The following is a 22,756-nucleotide window of genomic DNA, read 5'->3' as shown; positions in this document are numbered from 1 at the left end:
CCTAATTCGATGTCAGGCTTATAGCAGCAAGCGGGCTGGGTTCAATCTCGGGTCTGAGACCCAGAAGCGGGGCGACGCGACGGATGATCTCAGCGGCCACGGGCACGGCGGTCCAGCCTGCGGTGCGGCGGGCCTCGCTGCCGGAGGTCTCGACCGGCTCATCGAGCGTGACCACCAGAACGTATTTCGGATCATGCGCCGGAAAGATGCTGGCAAAGGTCGAGATGACCTTGTCCTTGTAATAGCCGCCACCGCGCTCCTTGGGTTTATCGGCAGTGCCGGTCTTGCCGCCCACCGCATAGCCCGGCACTTCGCCGAGGCTGGCCGTGCCTTCGGTCACGACATGGCGCAGCATCTCGCGCATCGCGGCCGAGGTTTTCTCGGAAATGATCCGTTCGCCGGGGGTGCGGGCCGGGTCGTGCAACAACGTGGGCGTAACCCGCCGTCCGCCATTGGCAATCGTGGCATAGCCTGCCGCCAGATGCATCGGGCTGACCGAGAGGCCATGACCATAGGAAATCGTCATGGTGGACAGATCTGACCAGTTCTTGGGCAAAAGTGGCGTGCTGCCAGAGGCTTCGGCAATCTCAAGCTGGACCGGAGCCATAAAGCCCAGGCTGTCGAGGAACTCGCGCTGCCTTGCGGCCCCGATGTCAAGCGCGATGCGCGCGGTGCCGACGTTCGAGGATTTGACGATCACCTTGGTGACGCTCAATTCAGGGCCGTAGTTCTTGAAGTCGCGAATGCGGAACTTGCCCCATTGCATCGGGCTTTTGGTGTTGACCATGGTCTCGGGGTTGATCAGCCCAAGCTCGAGCGCCTGCGCCACGGGAAAGATCTTGAAGGTGCTGCCCAATTCATAGACACCCTGCACCGCGCGGTTGAACAGCGGGCTGTCGCTGGGGCTGCCGGAGGTGGGCAGCGCGGGGCGGTCATTGGGGTCGAAATCGGGGAGCGAGGCCACAGCCACCACTTCGCCGGTATGGGCGTCCATCAGAATACCTGCGGCCCCCTTGGCATTCATGATCTTCATGCCGCCAAGGAGCACCCGCTCCATCGCCGCCTGCACGCTGAGATCAAGCGAGAGCCGCAAGGGTTCATGCGCCTGCGCCGGATCGCGCAGCCGCGCGTCCTGATGCCGCTCGATACCTGCCACGCCGACGAGTTCGGCGGCATGCACCCCCTCGCGGCCAAAGCTGGTTCCGCCCAGCACATGCGCGGCCAGCCGTCCATTGGGATAGAGCCGCATTTCGCGCGGACCAAAGAGCAAGCCCGGCTCGCCGATATCATGCACCGCCTGTTTCTGCTCGGGGCTGAGTTTTTTCTTGATCCACAGGAACTTGCGCTGGCCAGTGAAATCCTTGATCAGCCGCGCGCGGTCGAGATCGGGAAAGATCTCGACCAGCTTGTCGGCGGCATGTTCGGGGTCGATCATCTGTTGGGGTTGCGCATAGAGACTATGCGTGTCGAAATTGGTCGCCAGAATGCGCCCCTCGCGATCCACGATATCGGCGCGCTGCGCAAAAATCTGCGCCCCTGCGACACTGGTCGTGGGCTCGCTCGGTTCGGTGCCGGCCAGGACCGCCATACGCCCGCCCACAATTGAGAAGGCCACAAAGAATACCCCCGCCAACACCAACAGCCGCCCCTCGGCGCGCCGACGGGCGCGGTCGCGCATTTCCTCATGCCGCAGGCGGATGTTCTCACGCTCGATGGCGTCGGGATTCTCGCCCCGGTTACGCGCGTCAAGAATGCGCGCCAGCGGGCGCAGCGGAGTGCGGATCATGGGAACTGCTCCATGTTGGACACGTCAACGGGGTTGGTGATCGGCAATTCAGCAGGCTTGGGGAACGAGACCTGATCCACACGACCGAACTGATAGGGTTGCAGGGGCAAGAGGCCCAGCTTGTCATAATTCAGTTCAACGAGGTCCATCAGGCGGTCAGGGCGGTTGAGATAGGCCCATTCCGCGTTGAGCACCCGCAGGCGCGCGCGCGCCTCGCCGATGGCGTTTTGCAGGGCTTGCGCCTTGGCCTGCGCCTCTTGGGTGCGGTAATTCTCGCGGTAGGCCCAAAAGGCCAGACCGATCACGGAAAGCGCGGTCAAGACATAAAGAATGCTGCGCATCATTTCGCTCCCTTCAACATGGGGACACCCAAAGCGCTCCGGTCCGTGCGCCCCGCCGGGGCGTCGGTGCGCAGCGCAACACGCAACCGGGCCGACCGGGCGCGCGGATTTACGGCCAGCTCCTCGTCATCGGGGCCGATGGCCTTGCGCGATTTGAGGGTGAATTGCGGCGCGGCGCGGGTGATTTCCGGGGCGTGGCGGCTGCCGGTGCCGCCCCCGCCCGACCGCGCCGTCAGAAATCGTTTGACGATCCGGTCCTCGATGGAATGGAAGGTCACGACCGCCAGTTGCCCGCCGGTTTTCAGCGCGCGCTCGGCGGCCTCAAGCCCTGCGATCAGCGCGCCATATTCGTCATTCACCGCAATGCGGATCGCCTGAAAACTGCGGGTGGCGGCATGCGCCTGCCCCGGCTTGGAGCGCGGCAAGCACCGTTCGATCAGCCCCGCCAGATGCAGCGTTGTCTCGATCGGGGCCTGCTCGCGTGCCTTGACGATCGCGCGGGCGATCCGCCGGCTCGCGCGTTCCTCACCATAGAGATAGAGGATGTCGGCAAGCTCGGATTCCTCGGCGGTGTTGACCAGATCGGCCGCACTTGGGCCCTCCTGGCTCATGCGCATGTCGAGGGGGCCGTCCTTCATGAAGGAAAAGCCGCGCTCGGCCTGATCCAGCTGCATCGAGGACACGCCCAGATCGAGCACGACGCCATCAAGATCGGTGGCATAGTCATCCATCTGCGCGAAATTGCCCAGGACAAGGCGCAGACGCGCGCCATACTCCGCCCCCCAGCTGCGCGCCATTTCATGCGCCAGCGGGTCGCGGTCAACGCCGATGACCTGATCCGCGCCAGCCTCGAGCAGCGCGCGGGTATAGCCCCCCGCCCCCAGAGTGCCATCCAGCCAAACCCCCTGCACGGGTGCCACGGCGGCAATCAGCGGGCGCAAGAGAACGGGGATATGCGGGGCGTTCGGTGTCGGGGCGGCGGCAGCGGCCATGGATCAGACCCCGTCCGGATTGTCGAGCAGGATCAACGGGTCAAAGTCATCGGGGAACTCGTCAAGCCATTCCTCGGTCTTGGACAGTTCCTCGGCTTCGTAGGTCTCGGGCTTCCAGATCTGAAAGGTATCCCCGGCGGCGATAAAAAACGCCTCATCCTCAAGCTCGATCTTCTTGCGCAGCTTGGCAGGCAGCACCAGACGCCCGGTCTCGTCCACCGAGGTGGGAAAGCTCTGACCATGAAAGAGGCGTTGCAGATGTTTGCGCGCATTCGAGCCACGCGGCAGGGCCGCGATCTTGGCATCCACCTCCTGCATCGCCTCGATGGTGTAGCATTCCAGATAGCGACGCCGGTGGTCGCCATAAACGATGATCAGTTCAGGATTGAGACCGTCGGTCCAGTTCGGGTCCGAAGCCTCGATCACACGGCGAAACAGGGCCGGGATTGATACCCTGCCCTTTCCATCCACCTTGTGGAGGCTCTCGCCTCTGAAAATCCGGCCCACTGTCCCGTTGGTCCCTATGTCTGCCCCAGATTGAAAACGCACCCCTGAGACACGAAACGGCGGGTTGATCTGCTGCCACTGATCAACCCGCCGCCCTCGTCCCGCTTGAGCGGGGTGTCCGACTGCGCGCGCCACCTGGGGGGATGTCTGCTCGCTCGCGCGCCGGATCTCTTTTTTCGATGAAAGCGGGGCCTGTATGAAACCTGACTTGGGAGTTTTTTTGGGGTCTTGGTGCCCCTCTTTTATCCCGTCCTCATCGCGTAACTCTTGATACACTGGGAAATTGTCCCATGGCAACGATTTTTTATGAGCTCCGGCACATGATATTGTTTTGAAGCACCCGAAAAAACAACATTCTGTGCCAAATCTCGTCAGTTTGATACTTCATGTTGTATTTCAATGAACATGCATCACAAAATGTGTGAGATTTGAAATCTTCAGTGTTATCCCACGATTTCCCAAAAATTATGGCATCCCTGATCGAAAGCAGCGCCTTTTCCCATAATCGACACGGCAAACGGTCAAATCCCGGCGGCAATTTCTTGCCTTATGCCCGGTGTGATTCGCGGAATCCAGCGCATTTCACCGGAAAATCTTGATCTGTCCCATCCATTCCCATGAGCACGCATTGAAACGGCCTTGAAACGACAGAACCCCGCCACCGGGGCGGGGTTCTGCGGGGGTTTGATCGTATATGAGGGCGACTTTGCCCTCTGCGGTCAGTTTACGAGGCGGCGCAGCATCGGCAGGCGCGAGAGCACCAGCGCATCGAGCGCCAGCACCGTGATCAGCGTCAGCCCCGCCATCGGAAAGGCCAGCGACACCGCGATGCCCACCAGCACCGCGCCTTGCCACATCGGCATGTCGCGCGGCAGCGGCGGCGCGGCCAGCCGCCCGCCCGCGCCGACGGGGCGACGCTTCCACCACATCACGACCGAGCTGACACAGAGGAAAATCACCGAAAGGCAAAAGACCGTATTGGCCAGCACGCTCCAGAGCCCCATCGTGCCCATATGCAGCGCGATGCCCACCGCCATCGCCTTGCCCGCCAGCGAATAATCCTCGTATCGCACATCGGCCAGGATATTGCCGGTGTATTGATCCACATGCACCGTGCGATCCGATGTTGGATCGGTGTCGTCCGTGTTCATGGAATCGCGGTTGATCGTCCAGACGCCGGTCTCGCCCTTGGGAAGGTTGAGCTGATAGCGCGCGTCAAATCCGATGTCGCGCGCGAGTGCATCGAGCGTGTCGATCGTCACCGCCGTTCCGCCAGCCGCATCGACGCCCGCATGCCCCGCATGGCTGCCCGAGGCAGGCATGGGCGTAAGTTCGAGCGCCCAGGGCACCTCTTTGCGGTCATGGTTCATGCTGGCGTGGATATCGTCCGAGAGGGGCACGTTATCCCATTTCTCGGCGGGAAACTGGCTCCAGGCCTGGACCATCTTTTCCCCCCATATCCCGGCCCAAGCGAGACCGGAGACAAGAAAGAACGCAAGCACGATGGAAATCCAGAAGCCCAGCACGCCATGCAGCGATCGCCAGAGCGCGCGGCCCCGGCCAAGCGTCGGAATGAGCGCCGCCCGCCATCCCGCTTCGCGCGGCCACCACATGTAAAGGCCGGTGGCAATCAGCACCATGCCCAGAGAGGCCGCGATTTCCAGCATGCGGTCGCCGGTGACACCCAGCATCAGATCGCTGTGCAGATTGTCGGCAAAATCATACCAGCCAGAGCGGCGCGGGAAAATCTCGAGCACTTCGGCCGTGTAGGGATCGACGACGACCATATTGGCATCGCCCTCCAGATCGACGCGGAAGATGGCCGCCAGGTCATCGCGGCGCGGGGCCACATATTGCTTGAGCGTGCCACCGGGAATGGCGGCAACCGCGGCCTCCGCCTGTTGCGACACCGCAAGGGCGATTTCCTGCGGCACCACCGGCGTGCGTTCACCATCCCGCCCGTCAACCCAGGCAATCCACAGCATCATCATGCCGGTAACGGCGAGGACGCAGAAAAACGGGATGACAAACAGGCCAGCGTAGAAATGCCAGCGCCAGGCGGCAAAGTAGAATTTGTTGACCCCGGTGCGCACCTGCGCAGGGGCATAGGTTGGATCAATCGACGTCATGGACGACTCCATCAGGATGACCCCCGGTGCGGGGGGAATTTTCAAAAGCAGTTGGTTCTGAAAATCAGGCCTGAGGTGGGGCGCGAACCTGAGCCAGCCGATGCGCGACGATCTGTGTCCGGGTTTCGGGCACGCCGGGGGCAAGCGGCGCGATACGCGGCGCGTGCCAGGGCTGGGCGGTCTCGGGCATCGCCAGCACGACAAGGCTGTCGACAAGACGGCACGCCTCACAGCCGGTGGCGCCCCGGTGGTCCGACGAGCCCGGCTTGGTGTCATGGGCCGCGTGATCCTCGCAGAGGTCCTCCGCCGTGCCGCCCGCCGCGACAAAGGCGAGATAGTCCGGATCAAGCGCGCGGGCATTGAGATCACGATGCGCAAACCCGACTGCGGCCAATGCCAGGCTGAGGGCAACGACCACAATCAGTCTTGAAAAAAGGCTCAATGAAACACGCATGACGCGAGGCAGTCTGCCACAGGTCAGAGAGTCGCACCAGCCTCTATCGGCACCGGACAGAGCACCGGCTGAGGCCCGATGTCTCGCCGCATCTGGGCGGCAGGCAGGCTGACATCGGGCGAAAGGCTGAGAATGACCTCGCCCAGCACGTCAAAACCCGTCGCGCGACAGAACGGCACCGCGTTGATCGGGCAAAGACAGTGCAGGTGCCGCACCCCGGCCCGTTCCGCCATCTCCAGCAGATGCGCCATGAGCATGCGGCCCAGGCCTTGCCCCTGCCCTGCCGGCGCGACGGCCAGATGCCGCAGATGCGCCTGCCCCGGCGGACAACTGCGGCCAAAGGGGCTGATGTCGCTCCAGCCTGCGATGCCCAGAACCTCGTCGTCCTGCTCGGCCAGCACATAGCGCCCCCCAAAGAGCAGCGAGGGCGCCGGGCGGGTCAAGAGCGGCAGCGCGGCGCGCACCAGTGGCTCGGGATAGGTGCCGCGCATCTGGCAGCCATAGGCCGCGTGCAAAAGATCGGAAACTGCCGCGTGATCGGCGGGAAAGACGGGGCGGATCAAAACCTCGGACATGAAAAGAACCCTTCGGGGTAAAATCGCCGGCCACCGGAGCGCCCCAAAGGAAAAAGCCGCGCTCGGGTTGGCGCGGCTTTGGCTGTCTGGTCTGAAAGGGGATCTTACTTGATCTTGCCTTCCTTGTACTCGACATGCTTGCGCACCACGGGATCGTACTTTCGTACGGTCATCTTCTCGGTCATGGTTCGTGCGTTCTTTTTGGTCACGTAGAAATGGCCCGTGCCCGCGGTCGAGTTAAGACGGATCTTGATGGTCGTCGGCTTTGCCATTTTTTGTCTCCTGCGCCGGGCGGTCGAACCGCCCGTGAATCTCTCATGAAGCCTGCCTTTTAGCGACGCTTGCGGCCGAGTCAACCGCGATTGTCGCTAAAACCGGCGAATTCGTCACGACGCCCTCAGTTCGAGGAAACGCGCGTGGGTTGGCGATAGAAATAATGCACCCCAATCGTGGCGGTGCGCGGAAACTGCCGCGCCCAACGGGGGTTGACGTTGCGGGTGTGATAATGCGTGGCCCCACTGGTCAGGCTGCGCGGGGCACCATCCACCATGGCACGCGCCACCTTGCCCACCTGGCGAAACGCCTCGCCCTCAGCGATCACATCGGCATAGCCATCGCAGGTATAGGTGAACTGGCACTGATACTTGCGGCCCGTGCCCTGATGGATCACGCCGCAAACGGTATCGGGAAAATTCGGATCATCGACGCGGTTGAGGATCACTTCGGCCACTGCGAACTGTCCCTTGACGCTTTCGCCGCGCGCCTCGAAGTAGAGCGCCTCTGCCAGACAGCGCCACTCGGGGCCACCTTGGGCCGGGGCTTGCTGGTCGAGCCAGGCGCTCGAATAGCTAATGTCGGTTTCCGGGCTGCTGAGATAGCGCGCCATCCGGTCGCCTGAGATCGCGCGCAACGCGCGCATTTCCTGTTCCATCAATCGGGTCACTGGCGCGTCAGCCAGAACAGGGCCTGCCAACACTGCGAGTGCCGCAGCGAGTGCAATCCGTCTCATTCTCGTCTCCAGGCGGGTGGACGTATGGTCCACGGCATGCGCGCCCTCTAGCCAAAATCGGCTCAGCCGTCCACCTGTGTCACCGGCGGGTTCCCGCCGATGGCGTTTTCTGTCGCAAATTACCGCTCGACTTTGCCTGATCTTGCGCGATCCGCGGCTTAGCCTACTGCATCTTGTCGCGCACCGTCAGCTGTGCGGCAGCGAGTCGCGCCACCGGCACGCGGAATGGCGAGCAGGAAACATAGGTAAACCCGGCATCGCGGCAAAAGGCGATTGATTCGGGGTTGCCGCCATGTTCGCCACAGATCGACAGGCTGATCTCGGGATTGGCCGCACGCCCACGCTCTGCCCCGATCTTGAGCAACTCGCCCACCCCATCGACATCGAGCATGTGGAACGGGTCTTCGGGGTAGACGCCCTGCTTGACATAGTCCGACATGAACCGGCCCGCGTCATCGCGCGAAAGGCCATAGGTCATCTGCGTGAGGTCATTGGTGCCAAAGCTGAGAAAGGACACGAGCGGCGCAAACTCGCCCGCCCGCAGGCAGGCGCGCGGGGTCTCGACCATCACACCCAGACGATAGGTGAAATCGCGCCCGGTCTCGTTGCGCACGGCGGCGGCCACCGCATCGACCCGCGTCTTGACCAATTCCACCTCGCGCTTGGCGCTGACCAGCGGGATCATGATTTCGGGCACCACCGGCGCGCCCTCGCGGCTGGCTTCGAGCGTGGCCTCGAAAATGGCGCGGGCCTGCATGTCGTAGATTTCCGGCACGGTGATGCCAAGACGCACGCCGCGCATGCCCAGCATGGGGTTGTATTCGCTCAGCGCCTCGACCCGCCGCGTCACATCCGAGAGCGGCAGATCAAGCGCTTCGGCCAGTTGCAGATGCCCCACGCGATCCGTGGGCAGGAATTCGTGCAACGGCGGATCAAAGAGACGGATACAGACCGGCAGCCCCTGCATGATCCGAAAGAGATCGGCCAGATCGGCGCGCTGCATCGGCAAAAGACGCTCCAGCACGGCGGCGCGATCGGTGCTGCCATCGGCAAAGATCATCTCGCGCATCACCGTCAGGCGCTCGGTGTCAAAGAACATATGCTCGGTGCGGCACAGACCGATGCCACGCGCATCGAACCTGCGCGCGACCTCCGCATCGGCGGGGGTGTCGGCATTGGCCCGCACCGCGATGTCGCGCACATCGTCGGCCCAGCTCATCAACGTCTGAAAGGCATTGTCACGTGCCACTTCGAGAAGCGGCGTCTCGCCCGCCAGAACCAGCCCGCCGGTGCCATCGATGGTGATCACATCCCCCGCCTTGACCACCCGCCCATCGGGCATGGTCAATTGCTTGCGCCGGGTCTGGAAATGGATTTCCGAGGCGCCCACAACGCAGGGCAGACCGATGCCGCGCCCGATCACCGCCGCGTGGCTGGTCATGCCACCCCGCTCGGTCAGCACGGCCACGGCGGCGTGCATGCCGCGAATATCCTCGGGGCTGGTTTCGCGGCGCACGAGAATACAGGCCTCGCCGCGCGAATGACCGGCCTGCGCCTCGGCGGCGGAAAAGACCACCCGGCCAGAGGCGGCACCGGGGCTGGCGGCGATGCCGCGCGCCAGCACATCGCGCGGGGCCGAGGGATCCACTTGCCGGTGCAGCAATTCATTGAGCGCGCGCGGCTCGACCCGCATCAGCGCATCGCTGCGGCTGATGATGCCATCCTCGGCCAGCCGCACCGCAATGGCCACGCCCGCGCGCCCGTTGCGGGGCACGCGCAACCCGTCGAGGATCCAGACCTTGCCATTCTCGATGGTGAATTCGGCCTGCATTTCCTCGCGCAGCCGGGCGCGCATCACTTCGGCATGGGCACGGATTTCGGCAAAGGCCTCGGGGGCCAGTTCCTCGAGCGAGGGGCCACGCGGATCACGGGTAAGATAGATGGCATCCGCGCCATGGCTCAGTGCCTCGCGCCCCTGACTTTGGCTGAGGTAGCGGCCAATGATCTGGCGCGCGCCGGTCTGGCCATTGACCAGTTGCATCACGCCAGAGCCACATTCCCCCTGCCCCAGCCCCAGCGCCAGTTCCTGCACCACAAGACCCAGCCCCGCATCGGCGGGTGCCCCCTTGGCCTGACGCAAGAGCCGCGCCGTCGTGCCCTCCCAAGCCCGCGCCATCGAGCGCAGCACCTCGGTCAGTTGCTTGCCGGGGTCCTGGGGAAATTCCTCTTCCGCCTCGGTCTCATAGGCCTTGAGCGCCTGGCTCAGGCCCAGCACCGGATCGGGCGAGACATCCTCGAACACATCCGGATCAAGCCGCGCCACATGAATGGCATAGGCCTGCACGAAGCGCAGATAGATATGCGAGGCGGCGACTTTGCCGATCCGGTCGGACAGTTCGACAAATCGGGCATCGTTGATGCCGATATTGAGCACCGCCCCCGGCCCGCCCCAATCGGGATCTTCGGACGAGGGGCGCACACACAGCAGCGGCGCATCGCCAAAGGGGGCGAGAAAGCGCACCATATCCGGCACTTCCCCCGCCGCGATCCGGTGTACCGCCTCAAAGGACAACGCCACGGTGCGCGGCACCGGCAAGTTGAGCCGCACCAGCCGCTGCAGACATTTCGCCCGCCCCCCGTGCGTATGGGTCTGCACCGGGGCCGTGGGGGTGATCAGGGTGATATGTCTGTCGTCTTGCTGCACTGCGGCACCTTTCCTTTGCCCGCACCATACGCGCGTTGCGCCACAAGGCAAGGGAAAGGATGACGGGGGTGGTGGAGACGTCATCCTCGGGCCGGACCCGAGGATCTCAGGCGATTATCGTCATCCTCGGGCCGGACCCGAGGAAGACCACTTACCCCTCGATCCGCGTCAGGTCTGCCGCTTGCAGGCAGATGTGCCGGATGCTGCTCAGCAGGTTGAGGCGGTTGCGGCGGATCACAGGAGACTCGGCATTGACCTGCACGGCGGTGAAGAAGGCGTCAATCGGTGCCCGCAGCGCCGCCATCGCCGCCATCGCACGCGCGAAATCCTCGGCCTTGAGGGCGCTCGCAATCGCAGGTTCGGCGGCTTCGAGCGCGGCAAAGAGCGCGCGCTCCTCGTCCGTTTCCGCAAATTTCACATCCGCGCCGTAGGAATATTCCACCCCGTCCTTTTCCTCGGCCTGGGTGAGGATATTGTTGGCCCGCTTGAAGCCCTGCAACAGGTTCTCGCCATCGTCGGTCTTGAGAAAATCGCCGAGTGCGCGGGCGCGATGGACCAAGAGCGTGAGATCGTCGTTGCCCGGCATGGCCAGACAGGCGTCGATCACGTCATGGCGGAGGCCCTCGTCGCGCAGATGGACCTTGAGGCGGTCGTGGAGGAAGGCGAGGAGGTCTGCCGAAAACTCGGGCAAGGTCGCACCGACCTGCGCCACGAGCGTGCCAGCCCACTGATCCTTGGGCTGACCGTTGCTCTGGAGCCGGTCCAAAACCGCGTGAAACGCAGCACCGAACACGCCATGTTGCGCGACTTCATCCAGCACTTCTTCGAGAGTGTCGATTTCACCCTTTTCCGCCTTGTGGCCATAAAGGTTGATTTTCTGGCGCAAAAGCTGGGCGTCGATAGAACCGGCCAGAGGCACCCGAACCCCATTCCCCAACGCCAACCGAATAACCCCCAAAGCCGCGCGGCGCAGCGCGTAGGGGTCTTTCGATCCCGTCGGTTTCTCATCAATCGCCCAGAACCCCGTCAGCGTGTCGATCTTGTCGGCCAGTGCCACGGCCACCGACACGGGCGCGCTTGGCACGGCGTCGCCCGGCCCCAGCGGCGAATAATGCTCTTGGCAGGCCGCCGCGACGGCCGGATCAAGCCCTGCCGCCTGCGCGTAATAGCGCCCCATCAAGCCCTGCAATTCGGGGAATTCGCCCACCATGGCAGATTGCAGATCGGCCTTGGCGACCTTTGCCGCCTGCTCTGCCAGATCGGCATCGGCCCCGACAAGCGGCGCGATGTCACGCGCCAATGCCGCGATACGCGCAATCCGTTCCGCCTGCGATCCCAATTTGTTGTGAAAGGTGACATGGGCCAGCCCTGCGCCCATCCCCTCCAGCCCCTCGGCCTGAACGGTGCGCAGGTCGTTCTCCCAAAAGAATTTCGCATCCGACAGACGCGCCGCCAAAACCTTTTGATTGCCCGCCAGGATGGTCGCGCCCTGATCGGCGGTCTCGACATTGGCGACCGTCACAAAGCGTTCGATCCGGCCCGTCTTGGGGTTTCTCACCGAGAAAAACTTTTGATGTTCCTTCATCGAGGTTTGCAGCACCTCGGGCGGCAGGCCAAGAAATGCATCGTCGATCCGCCCCATCAGCACCACGGGCCATTCCACCAGCCCCGCCACCTCGGCCAAGAGGCCGCGATCCTCGACCAGTTCCAGCCCAGATGCAAAGGCCTGATTGCTGGCCTCTTGCCAGATATGCTGTGCGCGTTCCTCGGCCTCGAGGATGACATGCGCGCGGCGCAGCTTGGCGCGGTAATCGTCGAACGACGTGACGGCAAAGCGCCCCGCGCCCATGAAGCGGTGCCCCTCGGTGGTGTTGCCCGCGCGGATGCCGTCGACGTCGAGATCGACCACCGTCACCTCGCCCGCCTCATCGGTCAGGATGCAGAGGATGGAATGCAGCGGGCGCACCCAGCGCAACGATCCGGCCCCCCAACGCATCGACTTGGGCCAGGGGAAATTGCGGATGATCTTGTCGAGTTCCTCGGCCACGATGTCCGCCGCCGGGCGTCCGGGCTTGGTGATCGTGGCGAAATAGACCTGCCCCTTTTTCTCGTCGCGGATTTCAAGCTGATCGCGGCTCAGCCCCGCACCGCGCAAGAAGCCCTCGATCGCCTGTTCGGGCGCATCGACGCGCGGGCCCTTGCGCTCTTCCCTGGTGGTCGGGCTCTGGCCGGTCAGCCCCTGCACCGTCAGCGCCAGCCGGCGCGGCGTGGAAAATGCCGCGGCCCCGGCATAGGTCAGCCCGGCCTCGACCAGCGCTTCCGTCAGCCGGGCGCGCAGATCCTCTGCCGCCTTGGACTGCATTCGCGCCGGGATTTCCTCGGAAAAGAGTTCGATCAGGAGGTCAGGCATGGCTCAGTATCCTTGGGGCGGTTTCGGGCAATCGTCGGGCGCGGGCTGTCCGTCAAACACCACTTCGCCGCAGCGGTTGATCTGGTGCCAGACATAGCCGTGCCCATCCTCGGTGATGGCCACCACGCGGTCGACACCATAGGTCACATCCCGCTGACCCAGAAAGGCCAGCGCGCGGCCCTCTTCCAACGCCTTGCCGATGGCCTGCGCGTCGTAGCAGTCGAACCACTCCGGCGCGGTCAACGGCTCTGCCTGCTCGTAGATTTCATAGGTCTCACTCAGCAGCGCATGGCTCATCGGGGTGGTGAAACAGGCGCGATAGCGGATCGGGCTGCTGTTGGCGTCGATCGCGGTAAAGCCGTCGTAGAGCACCGGTTCCGGCGCGCCCGTGACCAGCGAGGTCAGGACGACATCGTTGCTGCCATCCGCCGCCACCTCTTCGTAGAAGTGATAGACTTGCAAATAATACATGGCCGCACCGGCCACCAATGCCGAAATCAAGATCGCCCCCGCCAGTATCTTGCCCATTATGCCGCCTGCCCCCCGGCCTCTGTCTGCACGAAGGCATCGGCGCATTGCTTGGCCAGCGCCCGCACCCGGCCGATATAGGCCTGCCGCTCGGTCACGGAGATGACACCGCGCGCGTCAAGCAGGTTGAAGAGATGGCTGGCCTTGATGCATTGGTCATAGGCGGGATGCGCCATGATGATCCGCTTGCCGGTCTTGGGATCCACGGCCTCTTGCGCGAGGATGGCCTGACATTCGGCCTCGGCCTCTTCGAAATGGCGCAAGAGCACGTCGGTATTGGCCACGTCGAAATTCCAGCGGCTGTATTCTTCCTCGGTCTGGCGAAACACATCGCCATAGGTCAGCGCAATGGGCGCGGCGGGATCGTTGAAGGGCATATCCATCACATGGTCAATGCCCAGCACATACATCGCCAGACGCTCCAACCCATAGGTCAATTCGCCCGACACCGGCGCGCAGTCATGCCCCCCGACCTGCTGGAAATAGGTGAATTGCGACACTTCCATCCCGTCGCACCACACCTCCCAGCCCAGTCCCCAAGCGCCGAGCGTGGGGCTCTCCCAGTCATCCTCGACAAAGCGGATGTCATGCAGCGCCATGTCGATGCCGATGGCGCGCAGACTGCCAAGGTAGAGGTCCTGCATATCGGGCGGGCTGGGTTTGATCAGCACCTGATACTGGTAATAATGCTGGAGGCGATTGGGGTTCTCGCCATAACGCCCGTCAGTGGGGCGGCGCGAGGGCTGGACATAAGCAGCGGCCCAGGGCTTTGATCCCAAAGAGCGCAGCGTGGTGGCGGGGTGAAAGGTGCCGGCCCCCACTTCCATGTCATAGGGTTGCATCATGGCACAGCCCTTGGCCGCCCAATAGGCCTGAAGCCGCAGGATGATCTCCTGAAAGCTGCGCGGTTTCTCGGTCCTGTCGCTCATGCCTGACCCCAATGCTGCCCCTGATTTGCCGCCCTTACCTAGGCCGGGGGCGCGGCAGGGTCAATCGGGCGTTTGGCCCCCGCCGCCACCGCGCAAAGCCCGAAGTTTTCGGGTGCATCGCCGCCCAATTTTGGTAAAAGCCCCAAAAGGTCTGAAGGACCGTCGGCACGACAGGATTTAGGGAAACTTATGGCGCGCATCTTACTGGGGTTCATTTTTTCGATTTTCATCGCATTGCCAGCGGCGCGCGCCCAGGAGGAGCCGGTGGTCTGGGTCCAGATCGAGGCGCAACCCAGCCTGAACGAGGCACAGACCGCCGCGCGGCGCTATGGGGCGTCGCTGGCGGATGTGAACGGGTTTTCCCTTGGAAACGGCTGGTATGCCATAGCCCTCGGTCCATATCGGCAGGAAGAGGCAGAGCGCGTGCTTCAGGTCTACCGCGCCGAAGGGGTGATCGCGCGTGACAGCTATATCGCCGCAAGCAGCGATTATCGGCAACAGTTCTGGCCCATCGGCGCCAATCTGCTGGACGGTCAGGTCGCCCCCCCCCCCCCCCCCGCCGCGCCCGACAGCCCGCCCGTCGTGGCGCTCGACCCGGCCCCCGCGCCCGCCCCCGAACCCGTGGACGAAACGCCGCGCCAGGCCCGCGAGAGCGAGAGCCAGCTTGATCGCGACGCACGCGCCACCCTGCAAGAGGCGATGACATGGGCCGGTGTCTATGACGGCGCGATCGACGCAGCCTTTGGTCAGGGCACCCGTGCGGCCATGGCCCGTTGGCAAACCCAGAACGGGTATGAGGCGACCGGCGTCCTGACCACCCGGCAACGGGCGGAATTGCTGCGCCAGTTCAACGCGGTATTCGACGGGCTTGGCCTTGAGGTGGTGCGCGACAACGCGACCGGCATCGCCCTTGAATTGCCGACCGCCGTGGTGGGGTTTGACCGCTACGAGCCGCCTTTCGCGCATTTCAACGCGACGGGCGATATCGACGCGCGGGTTCTTTTGATCAGCCAGACGGGCGACCGCACCACGCTGGCGGGGCTCTATGACATCATGCAGACGCTGGAGATCGTGCCCGAGAGCGGGCCGCGCAGCCTTGAGGCCGACAGCTTCACCCTGATTGGCGAAGGGGCGCTGCAGATTTCACACACGCAGGTCTGGCTGCGCGATGGCGCGCTCAAGGGCTTCACCCTTGTCTGGCCCGCCGGGGACGAGGCCCGTCGCAGCCGTCTTTTGGGGCGGATGCAGGACAGCTTTGAGTGGTTGCCCGGCACGCTCGATCCCGCCGAAGGCAGCGGGGCGCAGGATATCGACCTCGTCTCGGGACTGGAAATCCGCAAGCCGAAACAGGCGCGCTCCGGGTTTTATGTCGATGCAAGCGGCGCCGTGCTGACCACCGCCGAGGCGGTGGCCGGATGCGGACGGATCACCATTGACGAAAGCTATGAGGCCGAAGTCGTGCTGAGCGATGCAGAGCTTGGCGCGGCGATCCTGCGCCCCCGCATGCCGCTGGCACCGCTGCGCGTGGCGGCGTTTCAAGAGGTGACACCGCGCTTGCTGAGCGATGTGGCGGTGGCGGGCTATTCCTATGGCGGCCTACTGGGTGCGCCCACCGTCACCTTTGGCCAACTGGCCGAATTGGAGGGGCTGAACGGCGAAACCCATCTCAAGCGGCTTGCCCTTGCTGCGCTCGAGGGCGATGCCGGGGGCCCCGTGCTCGATGCCGGAGGGGCAGTGCTGGGCATGTTGCTGACACGGGCGCAGGATGGCCGCGCCCTGCCCGAAGAGGTCAGCTTTGCGGCCACCAATGGCGCGCTGCAAGACGTGCTGACGCGGGGCGGCATCACCCCGCGCCTGACCTCGGACCAGGGACGTCTGTCGGCAGAAGCATTGACGGACCGGGCCGGCGACATGACGGTTCTGGTCAGTTGCTGGGAATGACCAAACGGTGAGGCGGGGCGGGATCACCCGGCCCCTACTCCCCCTTGATCTGCACCGAGAAACTGCGCTGCGCCCCCGAGGGCGGGGCGGGAAACGGCGCGGCGCGCTCGACCACGGTCAGGGCCGCACGGTCAAGCCGGGTCGAGCCCGAGGAGCGCGCGACGCGGACCGAGGCCAGACGCCCCCCCTCACTGATCGAGAATTGCACCAGCGCCGCGCCGCGCGTGTCGGCGCGGGGACGAGGCACCCGCGCAAGATGGCGCATCACCTGACCGGGATAGGTGCTGGCGGCGGCATTGCCCTGGGCCGCGCTCTGGCTTGGGCGGTCGCGCCCTTGCCGCGCGGCTGTGGCGGTCTCGTGGCCGGTCATGCTGCCGCGGGTGGCGGTCTGATCGGCGTTGCTGCCGGAGGTGCGCCGCACCCTGGCCTTGGCCTTGTCCTCTGGCTCTGCGCGTCGCACCTCGCGGGCCACGGCATGAGCGGGGCGCGCCATGGGACGGCGCGAGACCTGAAGACCGGTTTCGGCACTGGCTTGAGCGGTGGTCTGCGGCGGTTGCGGGGAGGCGGCAAGCGCCACATCTTTCGCCGGGGCCGCCGCAACCGGCAGAGCGCTGGCGGCCTCAGTGACGTTTTGCGGCGCTGATGGCTCTGCGATCTCGGGCCGTGTCGGGCGCAGGGTGTCCTCTGCCCTCACGGCCGGTGTGACGCTGGCCTCTGACACGGGCCGCGCCGCCCCAGCCACCATATCGGCAAAGCTTGAGCCCAGCATGACCTCGGCCACGCCCGCGCCACCTTCGACCTCTGCCCGCATCGGCGGCGCAGAGGCCCATATCCCCGCGCCATGCAGCCCCAGCGCCGTGACCGCGCAAACCGACAGCACAAATCGCGAGCTTCGGATCATGGCAGCCCCCGTTGCGTGACCATCACCACCCGCCCCGCCCCTGCCCGGCGCAGCGCCTCGCCCAGCCGCAGCAGATCCGCCGCAGGCAGCGCCGCGTCAGGCACAAGGCGCAGGGTGGCGCGCGCCTCTTCGGGCAACGCGGCGACATAGGCGGCGGCATCCGGCAGAGGCTGGCCACGGTAAACCAGCCGCCCATCGGCATGCACCACCAGCGCATCGGGTGGCGCGCGCCCCTCCAGCTCCTCGGTGCGCACCAGCCTCAGATCACCATCCAGCGGCGGGGCCAGCGTGGCGGCAGCCATGAAAAAGATCAGCATCAGGAACACGATGTTGATGAGCGCAATCGTCGGCTCGCGGCGGGAAAGGTTCCTCTTCATGACGGCACCAGAACCTGCACTGACAGACCGGGAAGGGCGCGCAGCGCCACCAGCAGATCGGTCAGGCGCTGCGCGCTGACACCCGCATCGGTGCTGATCAGCACGCGGGTAGCGCCCTCGGCCAGCGGCGCAATCGCCGCGCCCAACCCATCGAGCGGCACCGCGCGCGCATTGATCCGCAGCTCCTCCGCGCGCAGTTGCAGGAAGATGGGGCGCACCTCGGACACCGCCTGCCCCTGCCCCGCCGTGGCCAGATCCACCTCTGAGAATTGCGCAAAGGTCGAGGAAAGCATGAAGAACAGAAGCAGCAGGAAAATCACGTCGATCAGCGAGGTGAGCGACAGCTTGCGTCGCTGGAACCCGGCCCTAGGCATGTGCGGGCACCGCTCGAGCCTGTGACGAACCCTCTGGCGCGGCCCGCCCGTCTGGCCCCAGCACCACGCTCAGCGCGTGATCGGCCAGCGCGCGCTCTTCCGCCATCCGCGCCTCGAACCACGACAGCACGACCGAGGCGGGCATCGCGACCGCCAGACCGGCGGCGGTGGTCAAGAGCGCCACCCAAATGCCCCCCGCCAAGAGCGACGGATCAACCTGCGCCCCCGCCGATTGCAGCGCCTGAAACGCCTCGATCATCCCCAACACCGTGCCGAAAAGGCCCAAGAGCGGCGCCACCTGCGCCACCGTGTCGAGAAAGCGAAAACCGCGCTCGAGCCGGGCAAAGCGCGCCTCGGCCTCGGCCATCAGCCGCCGCGTGGCCGCGCCATCCTGCGGATCGGCGACAAAGGCGCGGGCCATGACCGGGGCCAGATAGCTCTGCGAGGTGGCAAGCGTCTGGCGCGCGGCAGGGGCTGCACCCCGGTCCCATTCGGCCACGGCGGCACGCAGCGCGCGGTGCCGCCCCACGCCAGAGGCGCGGAATTGCCAGAGTTTGTAGAGAATGACCGCCAGCGTGCCGACCGAAAGCACGGCAATCAGGGCGATCACTGGCCCGCCCATGGCGATCACCCCCTCAAGCCGCGCGATCATGGCCCCGGCCCCGTTCATCCTGTCACCTCGATATCGGTCTCGCTTGCGAGGCGCAGCGCCGCGAGACAGGCACCGGGGGTTATCCCCGCCCCGTCACAGGTGCCGATGCCGTTGATTAGCACGGCCCCGATTCCGTCACAGCCCTGCCCCGCCAGATCGAATTGCCGCACGCGCGGGCGTCCCTCGGGCAGCGCGCCGAAATCAAAGAGCGTCAGGCTGGCCACCCGTCCCGCCGCGTCAAAAAGAACCGCCTCGGCCACCAGCCGCTCCAGCGCCGCAGCCAGATCATTTTGCAGCACGAAGGTCAGGCGGCAGCCGCCCGCCTCGGTGGTCTCTTGGCTGTTGAGGGTGAGCGCCAGCGCAGGGGCCGTGCGCTCCTCCGCCAGCGCCGGGGTCATCGCGCCGAGAAAGGCTGCAACAAGGCAGGGACGCAGGCCACAAGATGCCGTCATGGAATGCTCCTTTCCCTCTGTCGTTCGAGGGGATGGGAACCGCATGGCTGGCACGGGGCTGGCACGGGATGGAAGGTGAATCGCACCGGGCTGGCGCGAGGGATGCGGTGTTTCTGGCTGAGTTGACTGAAAGAGTCAAGTTTACCGTGTCTCGCCTGTCACTCCTTGGCCTGGTCTTTACTCTGCGACCCCGTTGGCGCGGGTTGGCCCTGCGGCGGCTGACCTGCCACCGCCTGCTCTTGCTGCCCGGCCCCAGCCCGCGCCGCCTGAAGCGATTGCAGCCCGCGGTGCCGGGCCTGACAGGTGTCGCAGTCCACTTTTGGCGCAACAGACGCCTCTTGGGCGGCCCCGACAGAGGCCGCGCAGAGCAGGACCGCGAGCAGAAAGCGTGCCGTCATGCCGGCACGGGCGCTGAGGCAAGGTAACGCTCCAGCGGCGCGTAGGACTGCGCGTCGCCGGCATTTTCAAGGGCCAGATACTCGAGTGCGGCCACCTCATGCCCGGTCAGGAACCGCAGGCGCGGCTGATCCGCCTCGGGCCCCATCGCCTCGAGCGCCTCGAAGGCCGCAAGATAGGCGGGGTAAGTGCGGTTCATCTCATCCAGAAGCCCCGCCCATGTCCCCGGCGCACGGCGCGCCTGTTCGTGACCGCTTGCGGTCAGGCTCTCGACCGACCGGGGCGACAGGGCATACTGCGCGATAAGCGGGGCAACACCCGCCGCCGCGTGGCGTTCGACCTCGGCCAAGAGCGTCAGGCGCTTGTGCTGCGCAGGGTCGGGAAAGCGGCGAGCGAGGCCTTGGAAATAGGCCTCCCCCTCGATCTCTTCCTCGTAATAGAGCAAGAGTTTGGCGAGATAGGTCTGGTCCGGCTGGCTCATGTCGGCTCTCCTCTTGTCTCTGCGGCACCGACGGGCGCGCCCACGTCGATCCGGTCGTGTTTCATCGGCAGGTCCGGATCAACCGGAGCGTCCAGTTCCTGCGCATAGCGGTGCCCGGCATGAACCGCCGCCGCGATGATCGCCGGGGCCTCGCAATCACCGATGCGCGTGAGGCTAAAGGGCAGCGGACCGGCCAAGGCGCGCAGATCTTGGTATAGCCCATCCTCGGGACGCCGCGCGCTGACCATCACGAGATGGGTCGCAGGCAGCATCAACTCTGCCCCGCCATAGGCGCAAGGCAGGACGACCGCGCGCCCGTCAAACCCCGCAATTTTGCGCGCAGGTTCGAACCGGACACCAAGGCCTTGCAGGTGGCGGCGCACCCGCCAGCGTTCGGCGGTATGGCCCGCCCAGCGCGACAGGCTGTCATCGGGGGTGGCCAAGGTCACGTCGAGCCCCGCCGCGCGCAGACGCTCGGCCACGACGCCGCCCATGTAATAGCCATCGCCGTCATAAACCACGGTCGGCCCATCGGGCAGGCGGCCCGCCATGATATCGTCGGGCGTCAGGATACACGCCTCAGCCGCGCCCTTGGCCACGGGATAGAACACCTCGCCATCAAAGACGTCCTTGCGCCAATGCGCGCCGGTGGCGATGGCCACGTGATCGGCACCCACGTCCAGAACATCCTGCGCCGTCAGGCGGCTTTCGCGGAAAATCCCGACATTGGGCATGTCGCGCAGGGCCTGCTCGCGGTAGTCGCCCACCCGGATATATTCGCGCAAGCCCGGCAAGGCGGCCTCGCGCAGAACGCGCCCGCCCAATTCGCGCGTGGCCTCGGCCAGCGTCACGCGATAGCCGCGTGCCCCCAGGGCGCGCGCCGCCTCCAGCCCCGCCGGTCCGGCCCCGACGACGAGCACATGCGCGTCGCGCGACCGTGGCGCGATGCGTTCGGGATGCCAGCCGCGCCGCCACTCTTCGCCCATGGTCGGGTTTTGCGTGCAGCGGATCGGCACGCCCAGGCTGTCGCCGGAATAACAGACGTTGCAGCCGATACATTCCCGGATGGCCCCGAGCCTGCCCTCGGCGATCTTGCGCGGCAGAAACGGGTCGGCAATCGACGGGCGCGCGGCCCCAATGAAATCCACGATGCCGCGCCGCACCTGAGCGGCCATCGTATCGGCCGAGGTAAAGCGGCCGACGGTGACAACCGGCTTGGTCGTGACCGATTTCACCCATGTCATGTAAGGCTCCAGCGCGCCCTCCTTGACGAAGCGCGACACACCCATTTCCAGCGAATAATCGGCGATGTTGATATCCCAGAGATCGGGCAATTCGGCCAGCATTGCGAACATCTCGCGCCGCTCGCCCCAGACGGGATGCCCGTCGCGGTTCACCTCTTCATCCGCCGCGAACCGAACCGCCACGGCACAACGGTCGCCGACCGCATCCTTGGTCTCGGCGATCACCTCGCGCACCAGCCGCACCCGGTTCTCCAGACTGCCGCCGTATTCATCGCCCCGCGTGTTGATGCGCGGATTGAGAAAATTCGAGATCAGATAGCCATGCGTGGCATAGACATAAACGATGTCAAAACCTGCATCGCGGGCACGCAGGGCGGCGCGCTTGTGCCAGTGGCGGAATTGGCGGATGTCGGATTTGTCCATGGCGCGGGTCTGATAGGGATGCCCCGCAAGATTGGGCACCGACCCCAGATCCATCGGCGGCAGCCGCGTCATCATGTTGGGCGTGCGCGCCCCCCCATACCAAAGCTCTGCCCCGGCCAGTGACCCATGTTCATGCACCGCCTCGGTCATCAGCGCATGGGCGCGCAGGTCGCTCTCGTCCCAGAGCGAGGCCGACGGGTGTGGCAGGTCATCCGAGGTCGGATGGATGGAATTGTATTCGGTGCAGACCACGCCCCAGCCACCCTCGGCCTTGACGCCCCGCATGGCGGCCAGCATGCGCGGGCGCATCCAGCCCATTCCGGTGCAATGCGGCACCTGATAGAAACGGTTGGGTGCTGTGACAGGGCCGATGCGCACCGGCTCGAACAGAATATCGTGACTTGGGTCACAAGTCATCCAAGCTTCCCCGCACGGCGCGCAGGCTCGGCGCGCGCCGCCTGTGGCATCTCGAAATGCAAAGGATAGGCCATGGCCAGATAGGCCAACACCTTGACGCGCGCCGCGTCGCGATCAAACGTGTCGGGATACATCAGGATATTGAGCCATAGCCCGTCATAAAGCCCCTCAAGCGTATGCGCGATGGTATCGACCGTCGGGCCAGAATAGCCACCCTCGCGCGCGATGTCACTGCACAGGCGTTTCGAGAGAGCAAAGCGTTCATTGTCGAGCGCATCGACCAGCGCGCGATAAACCGTGCGCCGCCCGCCCTCGCCAAAGAATGCATACCAGACCGCCAGCTTCCGAGGCGTGCAGATCTTGGGGTCGAAATGCGAGTCGACGATCGCCATCAATTTGTTCCGCGCGCTCAGCCCTGCATTCCCATAGGCGCGCCGCCAATGATCACGGTGCTCGCGCGCCAGAAACTTGAGCGTTTCCTCCAGCAGGTTCTGCTTGCTCTGGAAATGAAAGTTGGCGAGTCCAAGCGACAGTCCGGCAATGTCCGTGACCGTCGACATCGTGGTGCCCGCGATGCCGTATTGGGCGATAGAGTCGATGGTGGCCTCGATCAATTGCCTGCGCCGGACGGTTCTGGGCTCGGTGCGGCGGGGCTTGCCGGTGTCTGAGGCGGGCGGTGCGGTCTCTTGCATCGGTGCGTCGGGGCTGGCCGTCTGGCAAGGCATACCCCTCTC

The 22,756-nt window shown here is 65.0% G+C and carries 23 protein-coding genes; 1 reads left to right on the top strand and 22 read right to left on the bottom strand.

Annotation, left to right across the window (positions count from 1 at the left end; all coding sequences use genetic code 11):
* Position 1: 1 nt before the first annotated feature.
* From MVC20_RS13245 to MVC20_RS13185, 13 genes are all read right to left on the bottom strand, one after another.
* Positions 2 to 1,786 carry a penicillin-binding protein 2 gene (locus MVC20_RS13245; RefSeq protein WP_297542122.1) on the bottom strand — a complete coding sequence of 595 codons (1,785 nt, stop codon included), beginning with the start codon at positions 1,784 to 1,786 and terminating at the stop codon, positions 2 to 4.
* Positions 1,783 to 2,127, bottom strand: a complete 345-nt coding sequence (locus MVC20_RS13240) for a cell division protein FtsL (RefSeq protein WP_297542121.1) — start codon at positions 2,125 to 2,127, stop codon at positions 1,783 to 1,785. The genes MVC20_RS13245 and MVC20_RS13240 overlap by 4 nt, the downstream gene beginning before the upstream one ends.
* The gene (rsmH, locus tag MVC20_RS13235) at positions 2,127 to 3,119 is read right to left on the bottom strand and encodes a 16S rRNA (cytosine(1402)-N(4))-methyltransferase RsmH (RefSeq protein ID WP_297542120.1); all 993 of its coding nucleotides are present in this window, start codon (positions 3,117 to 3,119) and stop codon (positions 2,127 to 2,129) included. The genes MVC20_RS13240 and rsmH overlap by 1 nt, the downstream gene beginning before the upstream one ends.
* 3 nt (positions 3,120 to 3,122) lie before the next feature.
* Positions 3,123 to 3,626: a division/cell wall cluster transcriptional repressor MraZ gene (gene mraZ, locus MVC20_RS13230; protein ID WP_297542118.1), complete on the bottom strand. Its 504-nt coding sequence runs from the start codon at positions 3,624 to 3,626 to the stop codon at positions 3,123 to 3,125.
* A 719-nt stretch (positions 3,627 to 4,345) separates the two neighbouring features.
* Complete coding sequence (locus MVC20_RS13225) at positions 4,346 to 5,755, bottom strand: PepSY domain-containing protein (RefSeq protein WP_297542116.1); 1,410 nt, start codon at positions 5,753 to 5,755, stop codon at positions 4,346 to 4,348.
* A gap of 64 nt (positions 5,756 to 5,819) precedes the next feature.
* A complete protein-coding gene (locus tag MVC20_RS13220; protein ID WP_297542115.1) occupies positions 5,820 to 6,173 on the bottom strand; it encodes a hypothetical protein in 354 nt (117 codons plus the stop codon).
* A 59-nt stretch (positions 6,174 to 6,232) separates the two neighbouring features.
* On the bottom strand, positions 6,233 to 6,784 hold the full coding sequence (locus tag MVC20_RS13215) for a GNAT family N-acetyltransferase (protein ID WP_297542113.1): 552 nt from the start codon (positions 6,782 to 6,784) through the stop codon (positions 6,233 to 6,235).
* Between the two features lie 104 nt (positions 6,785 to 6,888).
* A complete protein-coding gene (gene rpmG / locus MVC20_RS13210; protein ID WP_007799108.1) occupies positions 6,889 to 7,056 on the bottom strand; it encodes a 50S ribosomal protein L33 in 168 nt (55 codons plus the stop codon).
* Positions 7,057 to 7,181: 125 nt separating this feature from the next.
* On the bottom strand, positions 7,182 to 7,793 hold the full coding sequence (locus MVC20_RS13205; RefSeq protein ID WP_297542111.1) for a cell wall hydrolase: 612 nt from the start codon (positions 7,791 to 7,793) through the stop codon (positions 7,182 to 7,184).
* Positions 7,794 to 7,956: 163 nt separating this feature from the next.
* Positions 7,957 to 10,497 (bottom strand): putative PEP-binding protein, encoded by a 2,541-nt coding sequence (locus MVC20_RS13200; protein WP_297542109.1) that lies wholly within the window; start codon positions 10,495 to 10,497, stop codon positions 7,957 to 7,959.
* A gap of 151 nt (positions 10,498 to 10,648) precedes the next feature.
* Positions 10,649 to 12,907, bottom strand: coding sequence for a glycine--tRNA ligase subunit beta (gene glyS, locus MVC20_RS13195; RefSeq protein WP_297542107.1), 2,259 nt, complete (start codon positions 12,905 to 12,907; stop codon positions 10,649 to 10,651).
* 3 nt (positions 12,908 to 12,910) lie between these two features.
* A complete protein-coding gene (locus MVC20_RS13190; RefSeq protein WP_297542105.1) occupies positions 12,911 to 13,435 on the bottom strand; it encodes a DUF6446 family protein in 525 nt (174 codons plus the stop codon).
* Positions 13,435 to 14,364: a glycine--tRNA ligase subunit alpha gene (locus tag MVC20_RS13185; RefSeq protein ID WP_297542103.1), complete on the bottom strand. Its 930-nt coding sequence runs from the start codon at positions 14,362 to 14,364 to the stop codon at positions 13,435 to 13,437. The genes MVC20_RS13190 and MVC20_RS13185 overlap by 1 nt, the downstream gene beginning before the upstream one ends.
* 189 nt (positions 14,365 to 14,553) lie before the next feature.
* On the opposite strand from MVC20_RS13185, the gene MVC20_RS13180 reads away from it, so the two are divergent.
* Positions 14,554 to 16,305 (top strand): serine protease, encoded by a 1,752-nt coding sequence (locus tag MVC20_RS13180; protein WP_297542101.1) that lies wholly within the window; start codon positions 14,554 to 14,556, stop codon positions 16,303 to 16,305.
* Positions 16,306 to 16,339: 34 nt separating this feature from the next.
* Here MVC20_RS13180 and MVC20_RS13175 read toward each other — a convergent pair whose 3' ends face one another.
* From MVC20_RS13175 to MVC20_RS13135, 9 genes are all read right to left on the bottom strand, one after another.
* Positions 16,340 to 17,206, bottom strand: a complete 867-nt coding sequence (locus tag MVC20_RS13175; protein WP_297542099.1) for a cell envelope integrity protein TolA — start codon at positions 17,204 to 17,206, stop codon at positions 16,340 to 16,342.
* The gene (locus MVC20_RS13170) at positions 17,203 to 17,583 is read right to left on the bottom strand and encodes a biopolymer transporter ExbD (RefSeq protein ID WP_297542097.1); all 381 of its coding nucleotides are present in this window, start codon (positions 17,581 to 17,583) and stop codon (positions 17,203 to 17,205) included. Before MVC20_RS13170 ends, MVC20_RS13175 begins: the two co-directional genes overlap by 4 nt.
* A complete protein-coding gene (locus MVC20_RS13165) occupies positions 17,580 to 17,957 on the bottom strand; it encodes a biopolymer transporter ExbD (protein WP_297542095.1) in 378 nt (125 codons plus the stop codon). Before MVC20_RS13165 ends, MVC20_RS13170 begins: the two co-directional genes overlap by 4 nt.
* Complete coding sequence (locus tag MVC20_RS13160; RefSeq protein WP_297542093.1) at positions 17,950 to 18,627, bottom strand: MotA/TolQ/ExbB proton channel family protein; 678 nt, start codon at positions 18,625 to 18,627, stop codon at positions 17,950 to 17,952. The genes MVC20_RS13165 and MVC20_RS13160 overlap by 8 nt, the downstream gene beginning before the upstream one ends.
* Positions 18,624 to 19,061 (bottom strand): hypothetical protein, encoded by a 438-nt coding sequence (locus MVC20_RS13155; protein WP_297542091.1) that lies wholly within the window; start codon positions 19,059 to 19,061, stop codon positions 18,624 to 18,626. Before MVC20_RS13155 ends, MVC20_RS13160 begins: the two co-directional genes overlap by 4 nt.
* A 158-nt stretch (positions 19,062 to 19,219) precedes the next feature.
* Positions 19,220 to 19,459: a hypothetical protein gene (locus MVC20_RS13150; protein WP_297542090.1), complete on the bottom strand. Its 240-nt coding sequence runs from the start codon at positions 19,457 to 19,459 to the stop codon at positions 19,220 to 19,222.
* Positions 19,456 to 19,938: a hypothetical protein gene (locus tag MVC20_RS13145; protein WP_297542088.1), complete on the bottom strand. Its 483-nt coding sequence runs from the start codon at positions 19,936 to 19,938 to the stop codon at positions 19,456 to 19,458. Before MVC20_RS13145 ends, MVC20_RS13150 begins: the two co-directional genes overlap by 4 nt.
* Positions 19,935 to 22,022, bottom strand: a complete 2,088-nt coding sequence (locus MVC20_RS13140) for an FAD-dependent oxidoreductase (protein WP_297542086.1) — start codon at positions 22,020 to 22,022, stop codon at positions 19,935 to 19,937. Before MVC20_RS13140 ends, MVC20_RS13145 begins: the two co-directional genes overlap by 4 nt.
* Positions 22,019 to 22,747: a TetR family transcriptional regulator C-terminal domain-containing protein gene (locus tag MVC20_RS13135; RefSeq protein ID WP_297542084.1), complete on the bottom strand. Its 729-nt coding sequence runs from the start codon at positions 22,745 to 22,747 to the stop codon at positions 22,019 to 22,021. The genes MVC20_RS13140 and MVC20_RS13135 overlap by 4 nt, the downstream gene beginning before the upstream one ends.
* Between the last annotated feature and the right edge of the window lie 9 nt (positions 22,748 to 22,756).

The sequence above is a fragment of the Roseovarius sp. genome, assembly GCF_027019125.1.
Lineage (GTDB): Bacteria > Pseudomonadota > Alphaproteobacteria > Rhodobacterales > Rhodobacteraceae > Roseovarius.
The sequence above is the reverse complement of the archived record's forward strand: the minus strand, read 5'-3'. Positions and strand labels throughout refer to the sequence as shown.

Bases quoted from the DNA above. Each gene is read 5' to 3' on its own strand.
- MVC20_RS13180 (WP_297542101.1), top strand. From the start codon at position 14,554: ATGGCGCGCATCTTACTGGGGTTCATTTTTTCGATTTTCATCGCATTG.
- MVC20_RS13155 (WP_297542091.1), bottom strand. From the start codon at position 19,061: ATGACGGCATCTTGTGGCCTGCGTCCCTGCCTTGTTGCAGCCTTTCTC.
- MVC20_RS13140 (WP_297542086.1), bottom strand. From the start codon at position 22,022: ATGACTTGTGACCCAAGTCACGATATTCTGTTCGAGCCGGTGCGCATC.
- MVC20_RS13190 (WP_297542105.1), bottom strand. From the start codon at position 13,435: ATGGGCAAGATACTGGCGGGGGCGATCTTGATTTCGGCATTGGTGGCC.
- MVC20_RS13245 (WP_297542122.1), bottom strand. From the start codon at position 1,786: ATGATCCGCACTCCGCTGCGCCCGCTGGCGCGCATTCTTGACGCGCGT.
- MVC20_RS13240 (WP_297542121.1), bottom strand. From the start codon at position 2,127: ATGCGCAGCATTCTTTATGTCTTGACCGCGCTTTCCGTGATCGGTCTG.
- MVC20_RS13175 (WP_297542099.1), bottom strand. From the start codon at position 17,206: ATGATCCGAAGCTCGCGATTTGTGCTGTCGGTTTGCGCGGTCACGGCG.
- MVC20_RS13225 (WP_297542116.1), bottom strand. From the start codon at position 5,755: ATGACGTCGATTGATCCAACCTATGCCCCTGCGCAGGTGCGCACCGGG.
- rpmG (WP_007799108.1), bottom strand. From the start codon at position 7,056: ATGGCAAAGCCGACGACCATCAAGATCCGTCTTAACTCGACCGCGGGC.
- MVC20_RS13205 (WP_297542111.1), bottom strand. From the start codon at position 7,793: ATGAGACGGATTGCACTCGCTGCGGCACTCGCAGTGTTGGCAGGCCCT.
- glyS (WP_297542107.1), bottom strand. From the start codon at position 12,907: ATGCCTGACCTCCTGATCGAACTCTTTTCCGAGGAAATCCCGGCGCGA.
- MVC20_RS13170 (WP_297542097.1), bottom strand. From the start codon at position 17,583: ATGAAGAGGAACCTTTCCCGCCGCGAGCCGACGATTGCGCTCATCAAC.
- MVC20_RS13150 (WP_297542090.1), bottom strand. From the start codon at position 19,459: ATGACGGCACGCTTTCTGCTCGCGGTCCTGCTCTGCGCGGCCTCTGTC.
- MVC20_RS13165 (WP_297542095.1), bottom strand. From the start codon at position 17,957: ATGCCTAGGGCCGGGTTCCAGCGACGCAAGCTGTCGCTCACCTCGCTG.
- MVC20_RS13185 (WP_297542103.1), bottom strand. From the start codon at position 14,364: ATGAGCGACAGGACCGAGAAACCGCGCAGCTTTCAGGAGATCATCCTG.
- MVC20_RS13160 (WP_297542093.1), bottom strand. From the start codon at position 18,627: ATGAACGGGGCCGGGGCCATGATCGCGCGGCTTGAGGGGGTGATCGCC.
- MVC20_RS13215 (WP_297542113.1), bottom strand. From the start codon at position 6,784: ATGTCCGAGGTTTTGATCCGCCCCGTCTTTCCCGCCGATCACGCGGCA.
- MVC20_RS13145 (WP_297542088.1), bottom strand. From the start codon at position 19,938: ATGAGCCAGCCGGACCAGACCTATCTCGCCAAACTCTTGCTCTATTAC.
- MVC20_RS13135 (WP_297542084.1), bottom strand. From the start codon at position 22,747: ATGCCTTGCCAGACGGCCAGCCCCGACGCACCGATGCAAGAGACCGCA.
- rsmH (WP_297542120.1), bottom strand. From the start codon at position 3,119: ATGGCCGCTGCCGCCGCCCCGACACCGAACGCCCCGCATATCCCCGTT.